The following is a 26439-nucleotide window of genomic DNA, read 5'->3' as shown; positions in this document are numbered from 1 at the left end:
GCCGCTTATTTGCCCGCTTATTTGCCCGCTTATTTGCCCGCTTATTTGCGGGAGGCCCGCATGGCGGCGCTGTCCGCGCTGTCCGCACTTTGCGGCGTCACCAGCCGCAGGCCGCTGGCGATGGCCGCCAGACCGGCAAAGCCGGCGCCGAGCGACAGCGCCAGGGTCGGGCCATGTTCGCCGGCAATGCTGAAGGACAGCGCCACCAGCGCAGCGCCCATGGCCTGGCCGATCAGGCGGGCCGTGGCAATCACCCCGCTCGCACCGCCCGAGCGCTCGCGCGGCGCGCTGCCCATCAGCGCCTTGAGGTTCGGCGACTGGAAGAAGCCGAAGCCGGCCCCGCAGATCGCCATGCGGATGCCAATGTTCAGCGCGCTGGCGTCCGCCGGCATCATCGCCAGCGACGCCATGCCGGCCGCCATCACGGCCAGCCCCACCCCGCCGAGCAGGCCAGGCGGATAGCGGTCAGACAGGCGCCCCGCCAGCGGCGCCATCAGGGCCACCACCGCAGACCAAGGCGTGAGCAGGAAGCCGGTTTCCACCGGGTTGCGCCCCAGCACATGCTCGAAATAGAACGGCAGCGACACGAAGGCCAGCCCCTGCGCGGCAAACGAGCAGACGGCGGTCAGCGTGGAGAGCGCGAACATCGGCCGGCGGAACAGGTCCACCGGCAGCATCGGCGCCGGGTGGCCGCGTTCGCGGCGCAGCAGCAGCACGAAGGCGATGGCGAACACCGCGGCGGCAGCCACCACGTATTCCACCGGCTCGCGCTGCACGCCCTCGCCGAGCGCGAAGATCAGCGCCGCGAAGGTGATGACGTTGAGCACGGCCGCCACGGGGTCGAAGCCATGCGTGCTGCGCTTGCTTTCCGGCAGCGAGCGCCAGCCGATGGACAGCGCCAGCAGCCCGATCGGCAGGTTCACGGCGAACAGCCACGGCCAGGTGCCGAACGAGAGGATGACGGACGCCACGGTCGGCCCGACGGCGAACGACACCCCGACGATCAGCGCGTTGAGCCCCAGCCCGCGCCCGAGCCGGTGCATCGGAAAAATCGCGGAAATCAGCGCCGTGTTCACGCTCATGATGGCGGCGGCGCCGATGCCCTGCAGCGCCCGCGCGGCAGCCAGCGACGGCAGCGACCACGCCATGGCGCAGATCACCGACGAGATGACGAAGACGATCACCCCGCTCAGATACATGCGCCGGTGACCGACGATGCCGCTCAGCGCGGCGAACGGCAGCAGCGTGGCCACCATCGCCAGTTGGTAGGCGTTGATGATCCAGACCGAGGCCTGCGGGGTACTGCGCAAGTCCGCTGCGATGGCCGGCAGCGCAGTGTTGGCGATGGCCGTATCGAGCGTGGCCAGCGCCACGGCGATCATGATCGCCGCCATGCCGCGCTTCTCGCGGGGCGTCATGGCGTTGTCGAGCGGGGGCTGCGTGGCGGGATTGGGCTGCGCGGAGGACGGCTGGCTGGCGGGGGTCTGCACGGTCGGATTACCAGTAGGGGCGATCGGGGGCGAAGGCGCCGGACGGGCTTGACCCCATCGGGGGCCGTCCTTGTCGCCAGATCGAGACAATACGGGAAAACACGCGGGCCTGCTGAAGGCGCTTCAGCATCCGCTTAATAGATCAGGGGGAAGTTGCCGGGAGATCGCAGCCGATGGGGAGGGGTTCCCCACCGTTACGGACGCGATGTCAGCGAGATGCTGGATAAGTCAACGAATCAGCACCAACGAATCAGTACCGCATCTGCACGTCGTCCACGCGGCTGGTGCGCGTGTTGAACAGGCAGGTGTAGCGGAAGGCCATGGCCGCGTCGGAGGCGTCGGGCTCGAAGGTGCCCTCGCCGGTAACGCCGGTCTGTGTGCTGCTCTGCTGATAGATCCGCTCGCGGTCCGGCATCATCATCACGCTGCCGGGTTGCGGATAACGCTGCTTGACCGCGCTGGTCACGGCTTTTTCGCAGGCGTTGCCGGCGGCTTCCATCTGCGAACGGCTCAGGCCACCGGCTGCGCCATAGGCGCCGCCCGGCGCCGGCGTGATCGTGGTGGTGGGTGGGGCCGGCATCCGCTGGGGTGGCGCCGGAGGCGGCGTGGTGCAGGCTGCCAGCAAGGCGACCGTGGCCAGCCCGAGGCTGGCCATCGGCAAAGCAGAGGAACGGAAACAGAGGCGCGAGAGAGAGCGTGACGAAAATCGGGGCATCGGGTCGGTTCCGGTATCGGCTACGGACCGTCGGATGACGGGGATATCGGAACGACTCTATGCCAGGAATGCAGTGGGAGCAACCTGGATAATGTCGCTTTCGTCACTCTCGCTCTTATTCGACCGTCATTAGACCGCAATCCCCCGCTTTTCCTGCTTGGCGCCATCTTGTGGTTCGCGCGCCAACACCGGCACCAGCGCCGCGCCCGTGTGGCTGGCCGCGATCCGCACCAGCGCTTCCGGGTCCGCCGCGCCAACGATAGTGCCGCCGGCCGCCCCGCCTTCCGGGCCGAGGTCGATGATCCAGTCCGCTTCGGCAATCACGTCGAGGTCATGCTCGATCACCACCACGCTGTGGCCGCCATCGGTCAGCCGGTGCAGCACGCGAATCAGCCGCGCCACATCGGCCATATGCAGGCCCACGGTCGGTTCATCGAGCACATACAGCGTATGCGGCGCCTTCTGGCCCCGGCGCGTGATGTCATCACGCACCTTCGACAGTTCCGTCACCAGCTTGATCCGCTGGGCCTCCCCGCCAGACAGCGTGGGCGATGGCTGCCCCAGCGTCAGGTAGCCCAGGCCCACATCCTTCATCAGTTGCAGCGGATGGGCGATCTGCGTGATGGCGCCGAAGAACTCCACCGCCTCGTCGATCTCCATGGTCAGTACATCGCCGATGTTCTTGCCGCGCCAGGTCACCGCCAGCGTCTCCGGGTTGAAGCGCTGGCCATGGCAGACGTCGCACAGCACCTTCACATCGGGCAGGAAGCTCATGCCGATGGTGCGCACGCCCTGGCCCTCGCAGGCCGGGCAGCGCCCGTCGCCGGTATTGAACGAGAAGCGCGAGGCGCTGTACCCGCGCGCCTTGGCCTCCAGCGTCTCCGCAAACATCTTCCGGATCGCGTCCCAGACGCCGATATAGGTGGCCGGGCACGAGCGCGGCGTCTTGCCGATGGGGGTCTGGTCGACCTCCAACACGCGATCGATGGACTCCCAGCCGCTGATCGACGTGCAGCCATGCCACGCATGCGCCACATTCAGCGCGCGCGTGGCCGTAGGCTTGCCGGCCTTCTCGGCGGCAGCCCGGGCCCGGCGCGTGGCCGGCGACGACATTACCGAGCGCCCCACGGCGTCCAGCAGGTTGGTCATCAGCACGTCCCGCGCGAGCGTGGATTTGCCCGAGCCGGACACCCCGGTAATCGCCACCAGCCGCGCCAGCGGAATCCGCGCCGTGACATGGCGCAGGTTGTGCAGATGGGCGCCCTCCACGGTCAGCCACTGCGCCGGCTCGGCTTCCCGACCCGCGCGCGCTGGCCGCACCGCGCGGCGCGGTTGCAGCGGATGGATGATCGGCCGCGCCAGGAACTGCCCCGTGGTGGAATCCGGCGCGGCGGCCAGCGCCGCCACCCCGCCCTGCGCGACGAGATGCCCGCCGCGCTTGCCGGCGCCGGGGCCAATATCGATGATGTGGTCGGCACGGCGGATGGTGTCTTCGTCATGCTCCACCACGACCAGCGTGTTGCCCTTGTCGCCAAGCTTGCGCAGGGCGTCCAGCAGGATCTGGTTGTCGCGCGGATGCAGGCCGATGGTCGGCTCGTCCAGCACATAGCACACGCCCTGCAGGTTGCTGCCGAGCTGCGCTGCCAGACGGATGCGCTGCGCCTCGCCGCCCGAGAGGCTCGGCGCGGCCCGGTCCAGGCTCAGGTAGCCCAGCCCCACTTCCTCCAGGAATTGCAGCCGGCTGGCGATTTCCGACACCACGTCGCGCGCGATCTCGGCATCGCGGCCCTTGAGCCGCAGGCCGTCCACCCAGCGCCGCGTATCGGACACCGTCCATTGGGCGACGTCGGTAATCGCGCTGGCCTCGAAGGTCACCGCGCGCGCCACCGGGTTCAGCCGCGTGCCGCTGCAATCGGCGCAAGGCGTATCGCCCACGCCTTCCGGCTCCTGCTCTTCGGACGGCAAGCTCTGCTCGCGCCCGCGATTGTCGTCGGCGCCCAGCACCGTGTCGTCATATGCCGCGCGCTGCTCGCGTGTCAGCGCCAGCCCCGTGCCCACGCAGGTGGTGCACCAGCCGTGCTTGCTGTTGTACGAGAACATGCGCGGATCGAGTTCCGGGTAGCTCGTGCCGCAGACCGGGCAGGCGCGCTTCGTCGAAAAAACCTTGGTTTCGCCGACGTGGCCCGTGCCACGGCCACCGTGGATGGCGTCTTGCAGCCCGTCCAGCGGTGCCAGCAGGTGCATCACGCCCTTGCCCACCTCCAGCGTCTGGTCCAGCAGCGCGCGCAGCGCCGCCTCGTTATCCGCCGAAATCACGAGGTCGCCCACCGGCAGTTCGATGGTGTGCTCGCGGAAGCGGTCCAGGCGCGGCCAGGGGTCTACGGGCAGGAATTCGCCGTCCACACGCAGGTGGGTGTTGCCGCGCGCCTTGGCCCATTTGGCCAGATCCGTATAGACGCCCTTGCGGTTCACCACCAGCGGCGCCAGCAGGCCCACGTGCTGGCCGCGATGGTCGCGCAGCAGCTGCGCCACGATGGACGCCGCGCTCTGCGAGGTCACCGGCGCGCCGTCATGCACGCAGTGCTGGATGCCGAGCTTCACGTACAGCAGGCGCAGGAAGTGCCAGACCTCGGACGTGGTCGCCACCGTGCTCTTGCGGCCACCGCGCGACAGCCGCTGCTCGATGGCCACCGTCGGCGGAATGCCATAGACCGCGTCCACCTCCGGCCGCCCGGCCGGCTGCACGATCGACCGCGCATAGGCGTTCAGCGATTCCAGATAGCGGCGCTGGCCCTCGTGGAACAGGATGTCGAAGGCCAGCGTGGACTTGCCCGACCCCGAGACGCCCGTGATCACGTTGAACTTCCCGTGCGGGATATCGACATTCAACGATTTCAGGTTGTGCTCATGCGCGTTGACGATGCGCACCACCCCCTCGCCCTCGATGGCCCGGCGCGCGCGTTTGGCCTGCAGCGCGGCTTGCAACGGCAGGCCATGCCCGGCCATCTCGGCGCGCTCGGCGGCCAGCGTGCCGGCCTCACCCATGGCCTTGTCATACTGAATCAGCGCATGGCCGGTATGGGAGTGTTCGCAGCCCTTGACGTCCTCGGGCGTGCCCACGCACAGCACCTCGCCGCCGGCGTCGCCGCCCTCCGGCCCAAGGTCGATCAGCCAGTCCGCCGCGCGAATCACGTCCAGGTTGTGCTCGATCACGATCAGCGAATGGCCGCCGTCCAGCAGCTTGCCGAACGCGCGCATCAGCTTGGCGATGTCGTCGAAATGCAGGCCGGTGGTGGGCTCGTCGAACATGAACAGCCGCCGGGGCAGGATTACCGCCTTGCGGTTCTTCACCGGCTGGGCCTGCGCGGTCTCGGCCAGGAAGCCGGCCAGCTTGAGCCGCTGGGCCTCCCCGCCGGACAGCGTCGGCACGGGCTGGCCCAGCTTCACGTATTCCAGGCCCACGTCGGCAATCGGCGCCAATACGCGCAGGACGGCGGCATCGTCGGCGAACAGCGCCGTGGCCTCGCTGACGGTCAGCTCCAGCACATCGGCCACGCTCAACTGGCGCGGCGGCTGGCCGCGCACGGCGCGGGCGATTTTCACCTCGAGCACCTCGGCGCGGTAGCGCGTGCCGTCGCAATCGGGGCAGCGCAGGTAAACGTCGCTCAGGAACTGCATCTCCACGTGCTCGAAGCCGGAGCCGCCGCAGGTCGGGCAGCGCCCATCGCCCGAATTGAAGCTGAAGGTGCCGGCCGTGTAGCCGCGCTGGAGCGCCAGCGGCGCGCGGGCGAACAGCTTGCGGAGCTCGTCGAACGCGCCCACGTAGCTGGCCGGGTTGGAGCGCGCAGTCTTGCCGATGGGCGACTGGTCCACGAAGACCACGTCATTCACCTGTTCGGCGCCGATCAGGTCGCGGAACGCGCCCGGGGACTCGGTGGCCTTGCCGAAATGGCGCGCCATGGCCGGGTACAGCACGTCCTGCAGCAGCGTGGATTTGCCCGAGCCGGACACGCCGGTCACGCACACCAGCCGGTTCAGCGGAATCTCCACGCTGACATCGCGCAGGTTGTGCTCGGTGGCGCCTTCCAGCCGGAGGCGCGGGGTGTCCGCATCGACCTTGCGTGGCTGCCAGTGCGACGCATCCGTCACAAGGCGCCGACCACCGAGGTAGTCGCCCGTCAGCGTGCGTTCATGGCGGATGGCCGCCGGCGTGCCGTCGAAGACGATCTCGCCGCCGCGCTCGCCGGGCCCGGGGCCCATGTCGATCAGGCGGTCGGCGGCCAGCATGACCGAGGGGTCGTGCTCCACCACCACCAGCGTGTTGCCGGCGTCGCGCAGGCGGTGCATCGCCTCCACGATCCGGTTCAGGTCGCGCGGATGCAGGCCGATGCTCGGCTCATCCAGCACAAACAGCGTGTTGACCAGCGAGGTGCCCAGCGCCGTGGTCAGGTTGATCCGCTGCACCTCCCCGCCAGACAGCGTGCGGCTCTGGCGGTCCAGCGTCAGGTAGCCCAGGCCCACGTCGCACAGGTACTTGAGTCGCGTGCGCACCTCGGCCAGCAGCAGCTTGAGGGCGTCGTCGAGCAAGGCGCTCGGCAGCGTCAGATCGTCGAAGAAGCGGCGGATGCGGGCAATCGGCATCAGCATCAGGTCGTGCACGGTCAGGCCCGGCAGCGCTTCCAGCTGGGTGCGGTCCCAGTCCACGCCGCGCGGCAGGAAGCGGTGGCCCGGCTGGAGCACGGCGTCGGCGTTGGCCTTGTCGCCCAGGCGCCAGAGCAGCGATTCGGTCTTGAGACGGGCGCCGCCGCAGGTTTCGCAGGGGGTGTAGCTGCGGTACTTCGACAAGAGCACGCGGATGTGCATCTTGTACGCCTTCGACTCCAGGTAGTTGAAGAACCGCATCACGCCGTACCACTGCTTGTTCCACTGGCCGTTCCAGTCCGGCGAGCCGTGGATGACCCAGTGCTGCTCGGCCTCGCTGAGCTGGTTCCACGGCAGGTCACGCGGAATGCCGGCGCGGGCGGCGTAGCGCATCAGGTCGTCCTGGCATTCCTTCCAGGCCGGCGTCTGCATCGGCTTGATCGCCCCGTCGCGCAGGGATTTGCGGCTGTCGGGAATCACCAGGCCCAGGTCTACGCCGATGACCCGGCCAAAGCCGCGGCAGGTCTCGCAGGCGCCATAGGCGGAATTGAACGAGAACAGCGCCGGCTGCGGGTCCGCGTAGCGGATATCGCTTTCCGGGCTGTGCAGGCCGGTGGAGAAGCGCCAGACCGGGCCATCGCCGGCATCGGTCACCACGTTTACGCTGACGCGCCCGCCGCCGCGCTTGAGCGAGGCCTCGATGGCCTCCACGGCGCGGGCCTTGTCCACATTGGCGATGCGGAAGCGGTCTGCCACCACATCCAGCACCTTGCGGCTACCGGTGGTGGACTCGACCACGCGCTGGCCGTGCACGCGCGTGTAGCCGCTGACGGACAGCCATTGCGCCACCTCTTCCTCGGTGGCCGAGGCCGGCAGTTCCACGGGGAAGGTCACCACCAGCCGGGCATCGGCAAACGGCTGGCCGGGCGCGGTGCGGGCGGCCAGTTCGGCGTAGATGGTCTCGGGCGAGTCATGCCGCACCGGCAGGGCCGTCTGGCGGTCGAACAGTTCGGCGGCCCGCGCGTAGAGCAGCTTCAGGTGGTCGTTCAGCTCGGTCATCGTGCCGACGGTGGACCGCGAGCTGCGCACGGGGTTGGTCTGGTCGATGGCGATGGCGGGCGGCACGCCGTCCACCTTGTCCACCTGCGGGCGGTCCATGCGGTCCAGGAACTGGCGCGCGTAGGCGCTGAAGGTCTCCACGTAGCGGCGCTGGCCTTCCGCGTAGAGCGTATCGAAGACCAGGCTGGACTTGCCCGAGCCCGAGGGGCCCGTCACCACGGTCATCTGGCCCGTGTGCAGGTCAAGGTCGATATTCTTGAGATTGTGCTGACGGGCGCCGCGGATGCGGATCAGGCCATGGTCGGACAATTTTTCCTCGCAAATCAATGGGTTAAGCGCAATGCAGGGGGCGGTTGGACCGCCAGAGCCCACCATCGTACTCCGATCGGCTCGGCGATTTACGATGGCTTGGCAGGCCCCGGCAGGGTCTCGTGTGGCGCTACTATACTGTATAAACGTACAGTGTGTGGAGCGCGGTGGCTGCGGCAGAGGGCGCAGCGGAGGGCGATGGGAATTCCGGCTGGGGAATGGCTACCCCACCCGGTAGGCCAGTGCGACGATGATGGGGCCGAGTACGGGAAGCATCACATTGGCGATGGCATAGGTCACCGTATAACCAAGCAGCGGCACCGAACTCTGGCTGGCCGCCAGGATAGCGCTGATCGCCGGCGTGCTGACGTGCTGGCCGGCGATGGCGCCAATCAGCAACGGTCCCTCGATCTTCAGGAACACGTGGCCGATCCACAGGGACAGGCAAGCTGGCACCAGCGACACGGCAAGGCCCACCAGCGGCAGCATCGCGCCATGCTCGCGCACCAGCGTCATGGCATCGGGGCCTGCAGACAAGCCCACGCTGGCGACGAATACCGCGAGCCCAAGGTCCTTCAGCAACTGGACGCCAGCCGGCGGCATGTCACCCAGCCCGGGCCGCTTGAAGTTGATCCAGCCGAACACCAGCCCGCTCAGCAGCGCCCCGCCGCCGCTGCCGAGCGAGATCGGAATCCCGTACACGGTCACGGACAGCATGCCCACCAGCAGACCCAGCAGGATCCCCACGCAGAGGAAGACGAGATCGGTGGTGTCCACGTGGCGCACGGCCGTGCCCAGCTCCTGCGCGGCTGCGCTCAGCGCCGGGTCGGTGCCGACCAGGGTCAGGCGATCGCCGTGCAGCAGCTGCGTCGCCGGCGTGATTGGCAGGCTCATGCCGGAGCGCACGATCTGCTGAACCCAGACGAAGCGAAGGTGCCGTTGCGTGGCCATCCGGGCGAGATCGCCCAGCGTGCGGCCGTTGAGGCCGGGCTTGTTGACGATCACCTGGCGCTCGTCGAGCTGGAGCACATCGTGGTGGGCGGACGGCGGCAACACCTCCACGCCGACCCGTTCGCCCGCATTGACCAGCCGCTCGCGCACGCCGATCAGGGCGACGATGTCGCCGGCCTCGATCTTCTGGTCCGGGTCCGCAGAGAGGGATTCATTACCGCGAAACAGGCCTGCGACGAGGGTGCGCCCGCCAATCTGGCGTTCAAGCTGGCCGACGGTCAGCCCGGCGGCCCCTTCGGCGCGATAGGCGCGGCCTACCAGACGCGGGAGCGCCGGTTGCGTGGCCACGTCGTCATCCGAGGCGGCCTCCAGCCGGGTGGCGAGCTCGCGGGACGCCGTCTTCAGGTTGAGCCGCAACAGCATCGGCGCGACCTGACTGGTGAAGAAGACAATGCTGACGAGGCCGACCAGATAGGTCAGCGTATACGCGGTGGCGATGTTCGATTCCATCCGCGTGGTTTCCGCCGCGCCCAGGCCAAGGTGCTTGAGCGCTTCGGCCGCCGTGCCGACCACGGCCGATTCGGTGGCGGCGCCGGCCGCGAGCCCTGCCGCGGTGCCGGCGTCCAGGCCCATCATCCGCGTGGCGGTGAGTACGATGGAGATGACGGCAACCGCCTCGATCAGGGGCAGCACCATGAACCGCAGGCTGGAGCGGTTCAGGTTGGCGAAGAACTGCGGGCCGCCGGAATAGCCCATCGCGAAGATGAACAGCGCGAAGGCCACCTCCTTCAGCTCCCCGTGGAGCTGGCAGCCGGTCTGCCCGATCAACAGCGCCACGATCAGCGTGCCGCACACCCCGCCGAGCCCGATCGGCCCGATCTTGAGCTTGCCCACCGCATAGCCGAGCCCGACGGTCACGAACAGGACCGCCATGGGCACGTCGTTGAAGACTCCGACCGAACATTGCATGGTGACCTCTCTTGCGGACGGCCATTTCAACAACGGCCCAGCCGGGGTCCACGGCCTGCGGCGCCGCGTCCCCGCTGACTTCCCTTCGCGTCAGTTCAGGCTGCCCGGATCACGCGCGGCTTTTTGCTGCTTGGCTCTCGCCGCAAAGTAGGCGCCGATCTGCTTCTGCGTGATGCCGTTGGTCTTCTTGGTGTCGATCTTGTCGTAGTTCTTGTAGACCTCCGGCATGCCAGCCTCAGCCTCCTCGCGGCTCAGCTTGCCGTCCTGATTGGTATCGGCGGCCTTGAATTTCGCGGCGAAGGCAGCCTTGGCCTCCTGTGCGTTAGCCGGCTTTTGCTGCTGCGCACTGGCGGCCGTGGCCGTGAAAGCGGCAATCGCCGCAAGGCACGCGGCTGCTACGAGTTTCGAAGTCATGGTTGTCTCCCAGGTTGTGTTGTATTCAGCGCTCGGGGCGCCACAGCCTGTGTGACTCTATCGCAGCGATTTGCGGTCCTGTAGTTAGACTTTTTGCGGCAGATATGAAAATAGTCGGGCGTCGGCGAAGCTCAACGCGGCTTCGACAACTCCCCGAATATCGTCGGAATCAACTCCGATACCGTGGGATGGATGGCCATGGTCTGGGTCATCTGCGTGGCGGTCATGCCGCCGGCCATCGCGGCCAGCACCATGTGTACGGCCTCGTCGCCGCCCGGGCCGAGGATGGCGGCGCCGAGGATCTTGTCGGTATCGGCATCCACCACCACCCGCATCGAGCCCTGCGCCTCACCCTTCTCCACGGCCCGCGCCACGCGCGTCATGGGCCGCTTGCCGATGCGCACCCGGTGGCCGGCCTGCCGCGCCTGGGCTTCGGTCATGCCGACGCGGCCCAGCGGCGGGTCGGTGAACAGCGCGTAGACGGGAATCCGGTCGCCCACCGAGCGCTGGGCGCCATCGAGCAGATTGGCCGCCACCACCTCGAAATCGTTGTAGGCGGTGTGGGTAAAGGCGCCGCGCCCGTTGCAGTCGCCCAGCGCCCAGATGCCGTCCACGCTGGTGCGAAGTTGGTTGTCCACATCGATATAGCCGCGCGCATCAGTGGCCACGCCGGCCTTGTCGAGTCCCAGGTCGTCGGTGTTCGGCCGGCGGCCCACGGCCAGCAGCACGTGGGTGCCGGCGATCTGCTCCGCGCCGCCCGGGCAACCCGGGCCATTCACGCCTACCGCCGCGCCGTCGGCATGCGGGTGCAGTTGGATGCACTCCGCCCCGCAGCGGATGCGGATGCCTTCCGCTTCCAGGATCTCCCGCACTTGCAGGGAGACCTCAGGATCTTCCCGCGCAATCAGGTGCTTGCCGCGCTCCACCACCGTGACCTGCGCGCCGAGCCGGCGGAACACCTGCGCGAACTCCAGTCCCACATAGCTGCCGCCGATGACGATCAGGTGCCCGGGCACCTCGGTCATCGCCACCATGTTCGTATTCGTCAGATAGGGGACGTCTGCGAGTCCGCCGATTTCCTTCGGTGCCAGCGCGCGGCCGCCCACATTGAGAAAAATCTTGTTCGCGCGTAGCAGGCGGTCGCCCACGCGCACGGTGCGGGGGCTCTCCAGCCGGGCGTGGCCACGGATCAGCGTGCAGCCTTGCATGCCGCCAAGCCAGCCCTCCAGCCCCGCGCGGGACTTGCCGCTGATCTCCGCCACGCGGGCGCTGACCCGCGCCATGTCGATGCGGGCCGGCCCCGGCAGCATCACGCCGAAGTCCGCCGCGCGCGCCGCCAGATGGGCCGCATAGGCATTGGCGACGAGTGCCTTGGTCGGCGTGCAGCCCACGTTGACGCAGGTGCCACCCACCTGATGGCGCTCGATGATCGCCACGGTCATGCCGGCCTGCGTCAGCCGGCCCGCCAGCGACGGGCCCGCCTGGCCGGTGCCGATGATGATGGCGTCGAAGATTTCAGGGGAATCCGACATACAGCCTCCTCATCGGCACACCGGCCGTGTGGCAGCGGGGGGATTACACGCGCGCCGGCAGCTTCCAGTTGGGGCGCACGAAGTGGCAGGTATAGCCATTCGGAATCCGCTCCAGGTAGTCCTGGTGCTCGGGCTCCGCCTCCCAGAACGGGCCGGCCTGGACGATCTCCGTCACCGCCTTGCCCGGCCACAGCCCGGAGGCATTCACATCCGCCACGGTGTCCTCGGCGACCTGCTTCTGCTCGTCATCCATATAGAAGATGGCGGAGCGGTAGCTGGTGCCGATATCGTTGCCTTGCCGGTTCCTGGTGGTCGGATCGTGGATCTGGAAGAAGAATTCGAGGATCTGGCGATAGCTGATCTGCTTCGGGTCGAACACGATCTCGATGGCTTCCGCATGGGTGCCATGGTTGCGATAGGTCGCGTTCGGCACATCGCCGCCGGAGTAGCCCACGCGCGTGGAGAGCACGCCCGGATAGCGGCGCAGCAGGTCCTGCATGCCCCAGAAGCAGCCGCCGGCGAGGATGGCGGTTTCGGTTTGCGTCGTCATACGTCTGATCCTTTCATTCTGGCGGCCGGCCAGAGCGCCGGCGCATGGACCAGTAATATACGCATGCCTCAGGAATTTCGCAGAATGGCCATGCCGTCCCCACCCTCGTCCCCGCCCTCCTCCCCGAGTTTCGCCACCGATGCCGTGCAGCGCCTGCGCCACGAGATCGCCGCCTGCACGCGCTGCGCGGCCGACCTCGCCGCCGGGCCGCGCCCCGTGGTGCAGTTCAGCGCCACGTCACGCATCCTGATCATCGGGCAGGCGCCGGGCTCGCGCGTGCACGCCAGCGGCGTGCCATTCGACGACCCCAGCGGCGACCGCCTGCGCGCCTGGACCGGCCTTACCCCCGACCAGTTTTACGATGCCAGCCGCGTGGCCCTGATGCCGATGGGGTTCTGCTATCCGGGCAAAGGCGCGGGCGGCGACCTGCCGCCGCGCCGCGAATGCGCGCCGCTCTGGCACGAAGCCATCCTGCAGCACCTGCCGCCAGACCGCCTGACCCTGCTGGTCGGCAGCTACGCTCAGGCGCGCTATTTGCCGAAGGGTGCCGGCGGATCGATGACGGATGCCGTGCGCAACTTCCGCGCGGCCGGGCCGCATGTGTTCCCGCTGCCGCATCCGTCCTGGCGGGTGGTGGGATGGATGCGCCAGCATCCATGGTTCGAAGCGGAGCTGCTGCCCGCGCTGCAAGCCGCCGTGCGGGAAAAACTCGTCGATTCGCTACGATAGCTACGCGGCGGAAGCCAGCACGGCCGGCACCTCTGCCCGCGACGCAACCAGCCGGGGCGTGGCCGACCCGGGCGTCTCCAGCATCCGCCAGAACTCCAGCAGCGTGGGATTGCTGCTGATGACGGGCCGATAGGCGACGATCTCGAGCTCCGCGTACCAGGAGGCATCGCCGGCATGCACCAGCGTGCCATCGGCCAGCGCCTCGGCGGCGGTGCTCAGCGGCAGCCACGCCAGCCCGTGGCCCTCGGTGGCCATCTTGAGCAGCAGCATGGCCATGTCGGCCTCGTAGCAGCGCACCAGCCCCCGGTGCGCGTTGTGCGCCTCCAGCACGGTGTCGAGCACGCGCCCGAGCGTGGTGTTGGGCGTGTAGGCCAGGAAGGGGATGGGTGGCGCGTCGCCCCGGGTAGCAGGGGGCACGGCGTAGCGCGGGCGGCCATCGGGCCGGGGCGCGGAGACCGGCAGCAGCGTGTCGGCGCCCACGGTCAGGCTCAGGAAGCGCTCCGCATCGAGCGATACCGGCACGCGCGGGTGGTTGTAGCCGAGCATGAGATCGCAGTGGCCCTCGGAAAGCGCCACCACCGCATCCAGCACATTGGCTGCCACCACGCGCGCGTGGAAGTCGCCAAAGCGTTGCTGGCAGCGCTTGAGCCAGGCCGGCAGGAAGGCCAGCGAGAGCGTGTGCCCCGCCGCGATGTCAATCGCATTGCCCGGCAGCGACGCCTCGCGCCGCAAGGCGGCGCGGGCGTCCAGCAGCAGGTCCGCGGCCTGCCCGGCGGTCTCGCAGAAGGCCGCGCCGGCCCGTGTCAGCGCCAGCGGGTAGGTGTTGCGGTCCACCAGTTCGGCGCCCACCCAGTCCTCCAGCGAGCGGATGCGGCGCGACAGCGCCGACTGCGTGATGTGCCGCAACTCGGCGGCACGCGAGAAACTGCGTGTGCGTTCCAGCACAAGCAGGTCTTCAATCCATTTCAACTGCATGATGCAACCCCATGACCGGGCCACGGACTCCTGCGGCGCCCGGATGCGCAAGCCCTATTCCGGTTTCGCATAGGTTCATGGCCAATTTGCATCCCACGATGCACGGACCGTGCCTAGAATCGATCCCACTCCCAACAGCAGGCCGCCCCATGGGGCCCGGCCCCTGGCATGACAGGCGCGACAGAGCCCGCGAGACAGCGGCCGGTGCGTCAGATGTTCCGCAACCCATCGCCCTCGGAGTCTCTCCATCATGTTGAAGTCATCTCTCCTGCCCGCCCGCACCGCTCCGGCGCATGCGCGCACCATCCTGAGCCGCGCCCTGCCGCTGCTGGTTGCCGCCGCCGGCCTCTCGGGCGCCCTGGCCGCGCCCGCCGCGCTGGCCGAGTATCCGGATCGCCCGATCCAGCTCGTGCTGTCGTTCCCGCCCGCCGGCGCCACCGACGTGCTGGCCCGCGCCGTGGGTACGCGGCTCTCCCAGGTGCTCAAGCAGCCGGTGGTGGTGGAAAACCGCCCGGGCGCCGGGGGGGCGCTGGGCATGGGCTACGCCGCCAAGGCCGCGCCGGACGGCTACACGCTCTACATGGCCGCCGTCAGCAACGCCGCCATCGCCGCCGTCACCTACAGCAACCAGCCGGCCAACCTCGCCAAGGATTTCGTGCCGATCGCCGGCATCGGCAATGTGCCGCACATCCTCGTGGTGCCGTCCACGCTGCCCGTGAAGACCGTGCCGGAACTGGTGAAGTACCTCAAGGCGTCGCCGGGGCAGTACAACTTCGCCTCGCAGGGGTCGGGCACGCTGTCCCACCTGGAGTCGGAGCTGTTCCGGCTGCGCACCGGGGTGGACGTGGTGCATGTGCCCTATAAGGGCAGCTCGTTCGCGCTGCCGGACCTGATGGCGGGCCGTTCCGCGATGATGTTCGACAGCATTCCGTCGGCCCTGCCGCACGTGAAGGCGGGCAAGCTGCGCCTGCTGGCGGTGGCGTCAGACCAGCGCGTGAAGTCCCTGCCCGAGGCCCAGACCATGGGCGAAGCCGGCATCCAGGACTTCCGCGCCAACAACCTGTTCGGCCTGGTGGCCCCCAAGGGCACCCCGCCGGCGGTGATCGAGAAGCTGGCCGCCGCCACCAAGGCCGTGCTGGCCCAGCCCGATCTGGTCGACACCATGGACGCCCAGGGCGTGCAGATCGTCTATTCGGCGCCGGACAAGTTCGGCCGCATGATTAACGAGGAAATGCGCGACTGGGCCAAGGTGGCGCAGGCCGCGAAGGTCAAGGTGGACTGAGCCCCGCCCGGTCTCACCGCAGTTCAGCAACCCTCCCGGGGCGGCGGCCCGATTCGTCCCCAGCCTGGCTGGCGCCGCCCATTTTTCGAATTTGTCCGAGCCGTTCATGACCGCTTTCTGGGATTTTCCGTACACGGCGCGCCGCTTGCCGGTGCTTGCCGACAATGTGATCGCCACGTCGCAACCATTGGCAGCAGCCGCCGGCCTGCGCATGCTCGCGCGGGGCGGCAATGCCGTGGATGCCGCGCTGGCCACCGCCATCGCGCTGACCGTAGTGGAACCGTGCATGAACGGCATTGGCGGCGACGCCTTCGCGCTGATCTGGGACGGCGAGACGCTGCACGGCCTCAACGCCTCCGGCCGCGCGCCGCGTGCCTGGACGCCCGAATCGTTCGCCCGCCACAGCGCCATGCCCTTCACCGGCTGGGACAGCGTGACGGTGCCCGGCGCAGTCTCGGGCTGGCGCACCACGTGGGAACGCTTCGGCTCGCTGCCGTTCGAGGACCTGTTCGAGCCGGCCATCGAGTACGCCACCCATGGCTACGTGGTCTCGCATACGGTCCATCGCCAGTGGCAGGCCCAGGTGCCGGTGTTGCGCAACGAGCCCGGTTTTGCCGAATCGTTCGCCCCGCGTGGCCGGGCGCCGCTGCCCGGCGAGCGCTTTGTCTGCCCCGGACAGGCGGAAACGCTGACCCGCATCGCCCGCTCCGGCGGGGAGGACTTCTATCACGGTGAACTGGCACGAAAGATTGCCGACCATGCCCGCGCCACCGGGGGCCGCATCGACGAAGCCGACCTCGCCGCCCACCGCGCGGACTGGGTCGAGCCGATCCGCATGGCCTACCGCGATCTGGAACTGTACGAAATCGGCCCGAACGGCCAGGGCATTGGCGCGCTGATGGCGCTGGGCATGCTCGAACATTGGGATATTGCCGAGTCCGGGCTCGACAGCGCCCGCACCATGCACCTCCAGATCGAGGCGATGAAGCTCGCCTTTGCCGACCTGCAGGCCCATGTGGGCGATATCGACGCCATGCGCCGGCCCGGCGCGGTGCCGCCCGAGGCGCTGCTGGACCCCGCCTACCTGGCCGAACGCGCACGCGCCATTCGCCCCGACCAGGCGTCGTACCCCGGCCCGGGCAAGCCGCATACGGGCGGCACGGTCTACCTGACCGCCGCCGACCGCAACGGGATGATGGTGTCGTACATCCAGTCGAACTTCAAAGGCTTCGGGTCCGGCGTGGTGGTGCCCGGCACGGGCATCGCGCTGCATAACCGCGGCTGGGGCTTCAGCCTGGAAGCCGGCCATCCGAACCAGGTGGCGCCGGGCAAGCGCCCGTTCCACACCATCATTCCCGGCTTCCTGATGCGCGACGGTGCGCCGCTGGCCTCGTTCGGGGTGATGGGTGGGTCGATGCAGGCGCAGGGCCACGTGCAGATGACCAGCCGGCTGGCGGATTTCGGCCAGAACCCGCAGGCCGCCAGCGACGCGCCGCGCTGGCGCGTGATGGACGATAACGTGGGGGTAGCCGTGGAAGCCCATTGCCCGCCCGCCACCGTGGAGGGGCTGCGCGCCATGGGACACAAGGTGGAGCAGGCGCCCGCCGACAGTCTCGACTTCGGCGGGGCCCAGATGGCGATGAAGATGCCGCACGGCTATGCGGCGGCATCGGACTCCCGCAAGGATGGCTATCCGGTGGGATTCTGACCCCGCCAGACGGCCATCGCTATCAGCGGGGCCTTACCAGCGGTAGCGCATGCCCAGTTGCGCCTTGCCGGCCGTGTAGTCGTGAGCGCCGGCCTCGAAGCCGACGCTGCCCCATACGGTCAGGCGCCGCGTGACATCGCCCTGCATGCCGATCCGGCCTTCGAGACGGTTGGCGGGGAGATCCTCACGGACGACGAAGCTGTCGAACTGCGCGGTCTGCGAAGCGGGGCCATGCCACCAGTTGATCTCGGCGAACGGTTTCATCCGCATCACGCCGATCGGGCTGCCGGCGGTCTCGGGATGGCTGACATCGCCATGCAGGCGCAGGCCCAGGCGGGTGGTCAGGCTGCTCTCCGACAGCTGGCTGACCGCGGTGCCGCCCTGCTCCACATGGCGGTCCGCCCAGTAGTTTGCGTAGAGGATCTGGAGCTGCGGCTCCAGATAGGTACGCACGTCCGCCGAGCGGTGGAGCGGGAAGGCATGGCCGGCCTCGATGGACGTCACGAGGTTGGAGGAGCGATAGCGCTCGGAGGGCAGGCCCGCGCCGTTCACTTCATTGTCATAGGCGCCATACATGGCCCACACGTCCACGTAGGGACCGGTTTCCGTGTGACGGTCGCCGTACCAGGTGCCGTAGACCCCCGCGCTGACGCCATCGACCTTGCCGTGCGCGGCCAGCGGCCCGTTGCGCGACGCGTTGCGGCTGCCGCCGTACGCGCCCATCACGCCCACATGGATGCTGCCCTTGTCCACCGGCAAGCGGAGCACATCGCCACCGATATGCACGAGGTAACGGGTGTCGCTGCCGGTCAGGCCCAGCGCGCCGTTGCGGCTGGCCGTGGAGCCTACCGTGCGCAGCCAGGCGTTGCGGCCCGGCCCGTCGGCGTCGCTGGTACCGGCTGCGGCGCGCTCGCCCTCCCGGTCGCGCAGGGTATGGAACAGCAGGGTGCTGGCGGCGAGCTTGTTATTGAGATAGGCACCCACTTCGGGGCGCAGCGCCGGCAGTGGCGTGACGTCGTCAGGCTGGCCGTCGGTCCGGGCCTGTGCCACCAGATACCAGTCTTCGGCCTTGCCTCCCTCGCCGCCCCGCACCAACTGGTAGTCATACGCCCCAGCGGCGATCGATCCCACGCCTTGCCGGTAGCCGTCCGAGCCCGGGTTCAGCCGGAATGCCGCGGCATCGGTGGCGCCGCCGTTGCGCGTCTCCACAAGGCGGATCCCTTGTACCGTCTGCGCGCCCTCGCCGCCGGCATGGCGGATCAGCAGGCTGGTATCGCCCGAGGCGCGTGCGCCGTCCAGCACGATCTTGTCGGTGGCCGATGCATCGCCGCCCATCTGCGTGGCGAGCCGCACGGTTCCGCCGGTGCCGACATAGTCGCGCGTCACGGTCAGCGTCTGGCCTGGCGTGGCGCCGGCTCGCGTAGCCAGGTTCACCGTGCCGCCATTGGCCAGGCTGGTCACCATGGCATCGCCCTTGATGTTCCAGGCCGACTGTGCGTCCACGGAGAGGTTGAACGTGCTGCCGGCATCCACGCGTGCCGCGCCATCCAGCGTTGACGATTCGAGGGCGAGGCTCAGGGTCCCCCGCGTGCCGTCGTCGGCGTTCAGCACTTCCACCCCGTTCGTGCTGCCCAGCAGGGACGATCGCCGCAGCGTGGCGTCCAGCGCGCTGCCCACCACGTGGATGCCGGCGGCCTGGTTGGCGGCGAGTTGCGAGTCCACGATCATGGCCGTGCTGGTGCCAGCATCATAGGCCTCCGCGTGCAACGCCGCGGCGTTGACGCCATGCGTGGTGATGGTGCTGGCATTCAGGTCCAGGTCGGCAGCACCGCCCACGACCGCGCCCTGGGCCCGTGCGCCGCGCGTGGTGACCGTCACGCCATCGGCGCGTGCGGTGGCGCGCAGCGTCGTGCCGGTTCGGCCGCCAAACGCCATCAGGCCTTGCGCTTCCGCGCCTTCGGTGGTGACCGTGCCGCCGTCCAGCGTTACCGAGCCGCCATGCATGGCGAACACCCCGGCGGCCCCTTCGCCAGCCGTTGTCAGGGCCACGTCATGGGCCACCACCGTGGCACCCGATAGCGCGCCCATGCCATAGCCTGCCTCGCCCGTCGTTTGAATGGTGCCGCCATGGAGTTCCGCGCTGCTGACGTAGCCGCTTGGGTCGTTGATGCCATCGGCCCAGACGCCCGCCGCGGCGTATCCGCTGGTCACGATCTCTGTGTCACGCACCCGGACGGCGCCTGATACGGCGTGGGCGCCGTGGCCGCGCTCTCCCCGCGTACGGATCCGCGTGCCGGTGGCATCGACGAGCGTGTCGCCGCCGCCGCCAATCGCATAGAGCCCGTGCCCGTTGCGTCCGCTGGTGTTGACCACGCCGCGCGACACCGTCACGATGCCATTGAGGTTGGCTTCCACCCCGGCGGCATTGTCGCCACTGGCGTTGATCGTGGTGTCGCGCGCGTCGATCCGGGCACCATTCTCGAAGGCCATGAGCGCGTTGCCGCGATCGGCCGTCACCGTGCCGCCATCGATGCCGATGGTCGCGCCATCACCGGCCCACACGCCCACATAACCGCTGCCGGAGAACACCTGGACGTTGTCCAGGCCGATGCGGCTGTTTGCGTTGATGGCGTACAACGCCATCGCGTTGTCGGTGTCGATACCGCCGCCGCGCATGTCGATGGTGCTCCCGCTCATGGCCGCCAGCCCGTGCGCGCCGCCGCCTTCGGTCGTGACCGAAATCGCCCCGCCGCTATCGAGGATGCGGACTCTGCCGCCTTCGGTGGCGAGGACCGCAATGCCTGCCGTACCGGGTGTCGTGCCGGTCTCGATGGCACGGCCATCATCGATTTGCACTTCAACGCCCGGCGCGAGGATCTGAGTGGCCAGCGTAGGTTGGGAAAACGCGAGGCAAGCCGTGGCGATCACGGACAGGCGCGTGGTAATGGCCCTGCGTTGCTCGCGGGCCCGAACTGAGTAAGACGACTGCATGATGGACTCGAAGAATAAGAAGAAAGGCCCGGCCCGCCACGCCAGATCTGGCGCGGCCTTCCGGGGCGTTGCGCATTCTCACGAGTCACATTTCCTATTGCTATGGGAATTCCCTTAAATTGCGGATGACGCCCAGTCGAATCAATTACCCCAGCGGCAGCGCCGTGCTGTACAGCACCTGCTTCAGCGCGAAGCTGGAGCGGATGCTCGCCACGCCCGGAATGCGCGTGATCTGGTCGATGATCAGACGCTCGAGCGAGTCCACGTCGGGCACTACCACCCGCAGCAGGTAATCGGCATCGCCGGACATCAGGTAGCACTCCATCACCTGCGGCAACGCGCCGATGCGGCGCTCGAACTCGTCCAATGTTTCGCGGCGCTGTTTATCGAGCGAAATCGAGATGAAGACCACCACCTTGAGGCCAAGCCGGCGCGCGTCCAGCAGCGTGACCTTGCGCGCGATCACGCCCGATTTCTCCAGCTGCTTCACCCGCGCCAGACAGGGCGACGGCGACAGGTTCACGCGGCTGGCCAGTTCCACGTTGGTGAGGCTGCCGTCGCGCTGCAATTCGCTCAGGATCCGGATATCTGTGGCGTCAAGATCGATGTCCAGCATGTTGCGCTTCCCGTTCGTGCAAAGACGGCATTCTATGCTGGAATCTACGGCTGGCGCAGTCGAATCCAGTCATTGCTGCGGCGCAACCAGACGTAGACTTTTCAGCACCCGCACCCGCTCCGGAACCCCTTTCCCGATGTCTGCCCAAGCTCCCGCCGGCGCCGCTCCGGCCGCCGGACTCAAGAAATTCCTGCCCCTGATCGGGGCCGTCGCCATCTGGGGCGGCAACTGGCCCGTGATGAAGCTCGGCCTGGCCCACGTCAGCCCGCTGTGGTTCGCGGCGCTGCGCTTCGGCTCGGCAGCGCTGATCAGCGTGGTGGTGCTCGGCGCGCTGCGCCGGCTGCGCCTGCCAACGCGGCAGGAATGGCCGCTGGTGGTCAGCGTGGGGCTGTTGCAGATGGGCGCCTTCACGGCGCTGGCGCTGTGGGCCTTGCAATACGTGGCGCCGGGGCGGGCCTCGGTGGTGGCCTACGCCACGGCGATCTGGGTGATTCCGCTGTCCGCGCTGGTGCTGGGCGAGCGGCCGTCGCGGCTGCAATGGCTGGCCACGGCGTTCAGCTACGCCGGCATCGCCGTGATCGTGGCGCCCGCGCTGGGCGGCTGGGAATTGCATACCGTGATGGGGCTGACCATGCTGCTGGGCGCGTCGCTGGCGTGGTCGGTCAGCATCATCCATCTGCGCGCGCACCGCGCGGTGCGGCTCGGCGCGGACATGATTCCGTGGGAGTGCGCGGTGGCCACGGTGCCGCTGCTGTTACTGGCCCTGTTCCGCGATGGCACGCCGGACCTCGGCGCCATGGCGGACATCTGGCCGGTCATCCTCTACACCGGCCCGCTCGCCACGGCCCTGACCTTTATCGTCGTGCTCAATGTCACGCAGTCGCTGCCGCCGGCCGCCACGTCCATCGCCATGCTCGGCGTGCCGCTGCTCGGCCTGCTGCTATCGGCAGTGGCCTGGCACGAGCGCATTTCCGCGGATCTTTCGATTGGCCTCGCGCTGATCGGGCTCGGCGTCATTACCACGGCGCTGGCGCCTCGCCTGGGCAAACTGGCCGCGTCGCGCTGATATTTCGGAAAATGACTAGCGACTACGGCTGGACTGAGGGTTCGCGCTTCAGCGTGCGCAGCACGAAGGTCGAATGGCTGTGCCGCAGGCCGGGCAGCTTGTAGAGCTTGTGGCGCAGGAATTCCTCGTAGCCCTCGGTGCCGGCCACGGCCACCTTGATCAGGTAGTCGTACTCGCCCGTCAGCAGATGGGCCTCGAGCACTTCGGGCAGTTCGGCCAGCGCCTCGCCAAAGCGGCGGAACATGTCGTCGTCGTGGCGGTCCAGCGTGACTTCGATTAGCACCGTGTCCGGCAGGCCCAGCGCCTTCTGGTTCAGCAGCGCCGCGTAACTCTCGATCACCCCTGCTTCCTCCAGCGCCCGCACCCGGTTCCAGCACGGCGTGGCGGACAGGCCAACCAGCTCGGCCAGCTTCGCATTGGAGATGCGCCCGTCGCGGCGCAGTTCGCGCAGGATGCGGCGGTCGATGTCATCGAGCTTGGGAAGGTTCGACATGGCGGATTCGCTTAAGAAAGAAGAATTATCCGGAGATTGTATGATAATCCGCAGTTTTTTCTTCATTTACCCTGGCATCGGAGAAAAATCAGAAGCTCATTTTTCGCCCGTGCTGGTAAATTTACCGGACACCTTTCGCATCACATCCGGACCGCCTGCCATGTCGCTGCCCACTCTCGACCTCGCCCTTGAACTCGATCCCGCCGATGTCTTCGGCAGCCTGGAATGGGTGCTCGCCAATGCCCGCCGCACGGGCCTGACGCTGCAGGCGCTGCGCTTCGACGCCAACGCCGCGCAGGGCGTGCGGTTCTCCGCCAGCGCGCCGGTGCCGGAACTGCTGCACGTGTTCGTACGCCGCATCGGCCATGGCGTGGAGGTGCGGATCGTGGATGCAGAGTTCGGCGATGACATCGATTCGCTCGATGGGCTCGCCTCGGTCACGCTGCCCGAGCCGGTGGCGCTGCACGCCTAAGGCAGCTCAGGCCGGCGCCAGCAGTTCGATGCCGTCGAGTTCCGCCGCGCAGGTGTCGCGCACGATGGTGACGAAGTCCGCCACATAGGGCCGGTCGGCCATCGCGGCGGGCACGGTTGCGTACAACTCGCTCCACAGGCCCTTGGCGCCGATGCGCTTGGCCAGCACGTAGTCGTGATCGACGTAGTTCTTCACGCCCCAGTTCGGCAGTGCAGCCACCCCGCGCCGGCTGGCCACGAGCTGTAGCACGGCCACGGTCAGCTCGGCCGTGCGGCGTTGCAGATGGATGCCGGCAGGCTCCAGCACCTCGCGGATCAGGTCGATGCGCTGCTCGGGCACCGGATAGGTAATCAGCGTTTCGCCGGCCAGGTCCGCCGCCTCCAGGCGCCGCTTGTTGCGCAGCCGGTGTTCGTTGGCGATGACCGCCAGGATCTCGAAGCGGAACAGCGGCGCCACCTCCAGCCCGCGCTTGGCTGGCGGCTTGGAGCCGATCACCATGTCCGCCTTGCCGTTCGCCAGCAGCGCGAGCGGATCGGCGTGGAAACCCGCCACGAGGTCGATTTCCACCTCAGGCCAGCGGCGGCGGAACTCGTCCATCACCGGCATCAGCCAGTCGAAACACGTGTGGCACTCCAGCACCACGCGTAACTCCCCCCGGGTATCGCCCTTGAGCCGCAGCAGGTCGCGTTCGGCCGCGCTGATGGCGGCCAGCGCCTCGCGCGCCAGCGCCAGCAGCCGCTCCCCGGCCGGCGTGAAGCGCAGGCCCTGGCGCGTGCGGTCGAACAGCGGCGTGCCGTAATGGGCCTCGATGGCCTTGATCTGGTGCGAGAGCGCCGACTGGCTCACATGCACACGCTCTGCCGCCGTGGCCAGCTTGCCGGACTCGGCAATCGCCACGAGGGAGCGGAAATGGCGGACTTCGATCATTGGCGTTGACTACACCCTGTGACTTGAATGAAATTCATATATTGTTTAAAACATGTCGCTTGATTCATTCTACTCGCCATCAGAGACTGTGCGCCAGATCGAACATTTCCCATCTCTGGAGCCCACACATGGCACGCACCCACATCCTCGGCTTTCCGCGCATCGGCGCGCGCCGTGAACTGAAATTCTCGCAGGAGGCGTTCTGGCGCGGCGAGACGCCCGAAGCCGCGCTGCGCGAGACCGGCGCCGCGCTGCGCCGCCGCCACTGGCAGTTGCAGGCCAATGCGGGCCTGGCCACCGTGGCCGCCGGCGACTTCGCCTGGTATGACCAGATGCTCGGTACCACCGCGCTGCTCGGTGCCCTGCCCCGGCGCTTCGGTTTCGACCCGGCCGCGCTGACGCTCTCGCAATACTACGAACTGGCGCGCGGCAACGTGGGTCAGCCGGCCATGGAAATGACCAAGTGGTTCGATACGAACTACCACTACCTGGTGCCGGAACTCGATGCCGAATCCACCTTCGACGGCGGTCCGTCCTGGTATCTCGACGAAATCGACGAGGCGCTGGCGCTCGGCCTGCCCACGCGTCCGGTGCTGATCGGGCCGGTGACCTACCTGTGGCTGTCCAAATCCCACGTGGCGGGGTTCGACCGCCTGAGCCTGCTGCCCAAGGTGGTGGCGGCCTACGCCCGCATCCTCGCCCAGCTCAAGGCGCGCGGCATCGAATGGGTGCAGATCGACGAGCCGGCCCTGTGCCTGGACCTCGATGCGCCCTGGCTCGACGCCTTCGACGCCGCCTACCCCACGCTGGCCGCTGCCGGGGTCAAGCTGCTGCTGGCCACCTACTTCGACACCGCCGCGCCCCACGCCGCCCGTGCCGCCGCGCTGCCCGTGCACGGTTTTCATATCGATCTGGTGCGCGCACCGCAGCAGCTGGCCGCGTGGCAGGCCGTGCTGCCGGCTGACGCCGTGCTGTCCGTCGGCGTGATCGATGGCCGCAATATCTGGCGGGCCGACCTGCGCGCCGTGCTGGACACGCTGAAGCCGCTGCACGCGCAGCTCGGCAATCGGCTGTGGATCGCCCCGTCCTGCTCGCTACTGCACGTGCCGGTTTCGCTCGATGCCGAACAGCGGCTCGACCCGGAACTCAGGAATTGGCTAGCCTTCGCCACCGAGAAGCTCGATGAACTGCATACGCTCGCCACGGCGCTGAACCAGGGCGAGGCGGCCGTCGCCGAAGCCCTCGCGGCCAGCGATGCAGCCCAGGCCGCGCGCCGCACCTCGCGCCGGGTGGTGAACCAACAAGTGCAGAAGCGGCTGGCCGACGTGACGGCCGGCATGGCCGACCGCGCCAGCGCGTTCGACCTCCGCATCGAGCGCCAGCGCGCCGCGCTGGCCCTGCCGGCGCTGCCGACCACCACCATCGGCTCGTTCCCGCAGACGCCGGCCATCCGCCAGACCCGCGCGGCCTACAAGCGCGGCGACATCGGCGCGCTGGAATACCTCGAACGGATTCGCGGCGAGATCGAACTGGCGGTGCGCAAGCAGGAGGCGCTGGGGCTGGACGTGCTGGTCCACGGCGAGGCCGAGCGCAATGACATGGTCGAATATTTCGGCGAACAGCTATGCGGCTACGCCTTTACCGAGAACGGCTGGGTGCAGAGCTACGGCTCGCGCTGCGTGAAGCCGCCGGTGATCTATGGCGATGTGTACCGCCCCGAACCGATGACGGTGGAGACCGCCCGCTACGCGCAGTCCCTGACGGACAAGCCGATGAAGGGCATGCTCACCGGCCCGGTGACGATGCTGCAATGGTCCTTCGTGCGGGACGACCAGCCGCGCGCCACCACGGCACGGCAACTGGCGCTGGCCATCCGCGACGAGGTGCGCGACCTGGAGGCGGCCGGCATCCGCGTAATCCAGATCGACGAACCGGCATTGCGCGAGGGCCTGCCGCTGCGCCGCGCGGACTGGGCGGCCTACCTGGACTGGGCTGTCAACGCCTTCCGGCTCTCGGCCGCCGGTGTGGCCGACGCGACGCAGATCCACACCCATATGTGCTATGCGGAGTTCAACGACATCCTGCCGGCCATCGCCGCCATGGACGCGGACGTGATCACCATCGAGACCTCGCGCTCCGCCATGGAACTGCTGGAGGGCTTCGGCGAATTCGACTATCCGAACGAGATTGGCCCGGGCGTCTACGACATCCACTCCCCGCGCGTGCCGACCGTGGAAGCCGTGACGCGGCTGCTCGAGCGCGCCTGCGAGGTCATTCCGCCGCAACGGCTGTGGGTCAACCCGGACTGCGGACTGAAGACGCGCGGCTGGCCGGAGACCGAGGCGGCGCTGGCCAATATGGTAGCGGCGGCGCGGCAGCTGCGCGGCAAGCTGGCTGGGCAGGTGCCCGTGTCGTGGAAGCGGGTGGATCGCCCGGCCAGCGCGCAGGTCGGCGCGGTTGTCGGCGCGGTTGTCAGCCATACGCACACGGCGGCGTGCGCCCCGGCCTGCGCGGGACAGGCGGCGGTATAGGTCAGAGCCACGTCAGAGC

The 26439-nt window shown here is 68.3% G+C and carries 18 protein-coding genes; 6 read left to right on the top strand and 12 right to left on the bottom strand.

The window, feature by feature from the left end; genetic code table 11:
- Window positions 1–41: 41 nt before the first annotated feature.
- From KHO18_RS00220 to msrA, 7 genes are all read right to left on the bottom strand, one after another.
- Window positions 42–1418 (bottom strand): MFS transporter, encoded by a 1377-nt coding sequence (locus tag KHO18_RS00220; RefSeq protein WP_144202369.1) that lies wholly within the window; start codon window positions 1416–1418, stop codon window positions 42–44.
- Window positions 1419–1740: 322 nt separating this feature from the next.
- Window positions 1741–2145, bottom strand: coding sequence for a short-chain fatty acid transporter (locus KHO18_RS00215; RefSeq protein ID WP_144202282.1), 405 nt, complete (start codon window positions 2143–2145; stop codon window positions 1741–1743).
- Between the two features lie 189 nt (window positions 2146–2334).
- On the bottom strand, window positions 2335–8214 hold the full coding sequence (gene uvrA / locus KHO18_RS00210) for an excinuclease ABC subunit UvrA (protein ID WP_211942562.1): 5880 nt from the start codon (window positions 8212–8214) through the stop codon (window positions 2335–2337).
- A gap of 222 nt (window positions 8215–8436) precedes the next feature.
- Window positions 8437–10134: an aspartate-alanine antiporter gene (gene aspT / locus KHO18_RS00205; RefSeq protein WP_211942561.1), complete on the bottom strand. Its 1698-nt coding sequence runs from the start codon at window positions 10132–10134 to the stop codon at window positions 8437–8439.
- 90 nt (window positions 10135–10224) lie between these two features.
- Complete coding sequence (locus KHO18_RS00200; RefSeq protein WP_144202288.1) at window positions 10225–10548, bottom strand: calcium-binding protein; 324 nt, start codon at window positions 10546–10548, stop codon at window positions 10225–10227.
- 131 nt (window positions 10549–10679) lie between these two features.
- Window positions 10680–12080: an FAD-containing oxidoreductase gene (locus KHO18_RS00195; protein ID WP_144202290.1), complete on the bottom strand. Its 1401-nt coding sequence runs from the start codon at window positions 12078–12080 to the stop codon at window positions 10680–10682.
- A gap of 43 nt (window positions 12081–12123) precedes the next feature.
- On the bottom strand, window positions 12124–12630 hold the full coding sequence (gene msrA, locus KHO18_RS00190) for a peptide-methionine (S)-S-oxide reductase MsrA (RefSeq protein WP_144202292.1): 507 nt from the start codon (window positions 12628–12630) through the stop codon (window positions 12124–12126).
- 90 nt (window positions 12631–12720) lie between these two features.
- On the opposite strand from msrA, the gene KHO18_RS00185 reads away from it, so the two are divergent.
- The gene (locus tag KHO18_RS00185) at window positions 12721–13359 is read left to right on the top strand and encodes a uracil-DNA glycosylase family protein (protein ID WP_244844384.1); all 639 of its coding nucleotides are present in this window, start codon (window positions 12721–12723) and stop codon (window positions 13357–13359) included.
- Here the strand turns inward: KHO18_RS00185 and KHO18_RS00180 are convergent, their stop codons facing one another.
- Window positions 13360–14334, bottom strand: coding sequence for a LysR substrate-binding domain-containing protein (locus KHO18_RS00180; protein WP_211942559.1), 975 nt, complete (start codon window positions 14332–14334; stop codon window positions 13360–13362).
- Between the two features lie 250 nt (window positions 14335–14584).
- Between KHO18_RS00180 and KHO18_RS00175 the strand changes: the two genes are divergently transcribed.
- Window positions 14585–15616, top strand: coding sequence for a Bug family tripartite tricarboxylate transporter substrate binding protein (locus KHO18_RS00175; protein WP_144202298.1), 1032 nt, complete (start codon window positions 14585–14587; stop codon window positions 15614–15616).
- Between the two features lie 106 nt (window positions 15617–15722).
- Window positions 15723–17324: a gamma-glutamyltransferase family protein gene (locus KHO18_RS00170; protein WP_211942558.1), complete on the top strand. Its 1602-nt coding sequence runs from the start codon at window positions 15723–15725 to the stop codon at window positions 17322–17324.
- Window positions 17325–17357: 33 nt separating this feature from the next.
- Here KHO18_RS00170 and KHO18_RS00165 read toward each other — a convergent pair whose 3' ends face one another.
- Together KHO18_RS00165 and KHO18_RS00160 are read right to left on the bottom strand one after the other, a co-directional pair.
- Complete coding sequence (locus KHO18_RS00165; RefSeq protein WP_144202302.1) at window positions 17358–20315, bottom strand: autotransporter family protein; 2958 nt, start codon at window positions 20313–20315, stop codon at window positions 17358–17360.
- Between the two features lie 145 nt (window positions 20316–20460).
- On the bottom strand, window positions 20461–20931 hold the full coding sequence (locus KHO18_RS00160; protein ID WP_211942557.1) for an Lrp/AsnC family transcriptional regulator: 471 nt from the start codon (window positions 20929–20931) through the stop codon (window positions 20461–20463).
- 136 nt (window positions 20932–21067) lie between these two features.
- On the opposite strand from KHO18_RS00160, the gene KHO18_RS00155 reads away from it, so the two are divergent.
- Window positions 21068–21997 (top strand): DMT family transporter, encoded by a 930-nt coding sequence (locus KHO18_RS00155; protein ID WP_144202306.1) that lies wholly within the window; start codon window positions 21068–21070, stop codon window positions 21995–21997.
- 22 nt (window positions 21998–22019) lie between these two features.
- Here the strand turns inward: KHO18_RS00155 and KHO18_RS00150 are convergent, their stop codons facing one another.
- On the bottom strand, window positions 22020–22490 hold the full coding sequence (locus KHO18_RS00150) for an Lrp/AsnC family transcriptional regulator (protein ID WP_092300665.1): 471 nt from the start codon (window positions 22488–22490) through the stop codon (window positions 22020–22022).
- Between the two features lie 160 nt (window positions 22491–22650).
- On the opposite strand from KHO18_RS00150, the gene KHO18_RS00145 reads away from it, so the two are divergent.
- Window positions 22651–22962 carry an AsnC family transcriptional regulator gene (locus KHO18_RS00145; RefSeq protein ID WP_144202308.1) on the top strand — a complete coding sequence of 104 codons (312 nt, stop codon included), beginning with the start codon at window positions 22651–22653 and terminating at the stop codon, window positions 22960–22962.
- Window positions 22963–22968: 6 nt separating this feature from the next.
- Here the strand turns inward: KHO18_RS00145 and KHO18_RS00140 are convergent, their stop codons facing one another.
- The gene (locus KHO18_RS00140) at window positions 22969–23889 is read right to left on the bottom strand and encodes a LysR family transcriptional regulator (RefSeq protein ID WP_211942556.1); all 921 of its coding nucleotides are present in this window, start codon (window positions 23887–23889) and stop codon (window positions 22969–22971) included.
- A 128-nt stretch (window positions 23890–24017) separates the two neighbouring features.
- On the opposite strand from KHO18_RS00140, the gene metE reads away from it, so the two are divergent.
- Window positions 24018–26420, top strand: coding sequence for a 5-methyltetrahydropteroyltriglutamate--homocysteine S-methyltransferase (gene metE, locus KHO18_RS00135; protein ID WP_144202312.1), 2403 nt, complete (start codon window positions 24018–24020; stop codon window positions 26418–26420).
- The last annotated feature ends 19 nt before the right edge of the window (window positions 26421–26439 follow it).

Origin of the sequence: Cupriavidus campinensis (assembly GCF_905397395.1) — a bacterium.
Taxonomy (GTDB): Bacteria; Pseudomonadota; Gammaproteobacteria; order Burkholderiales; family Burkholderiaceae; genus Cupriavidus; species Cupriavidus campinensis.
This window is presented reverse-complemented; position numbering and strand designations above follow the sequence as displayed.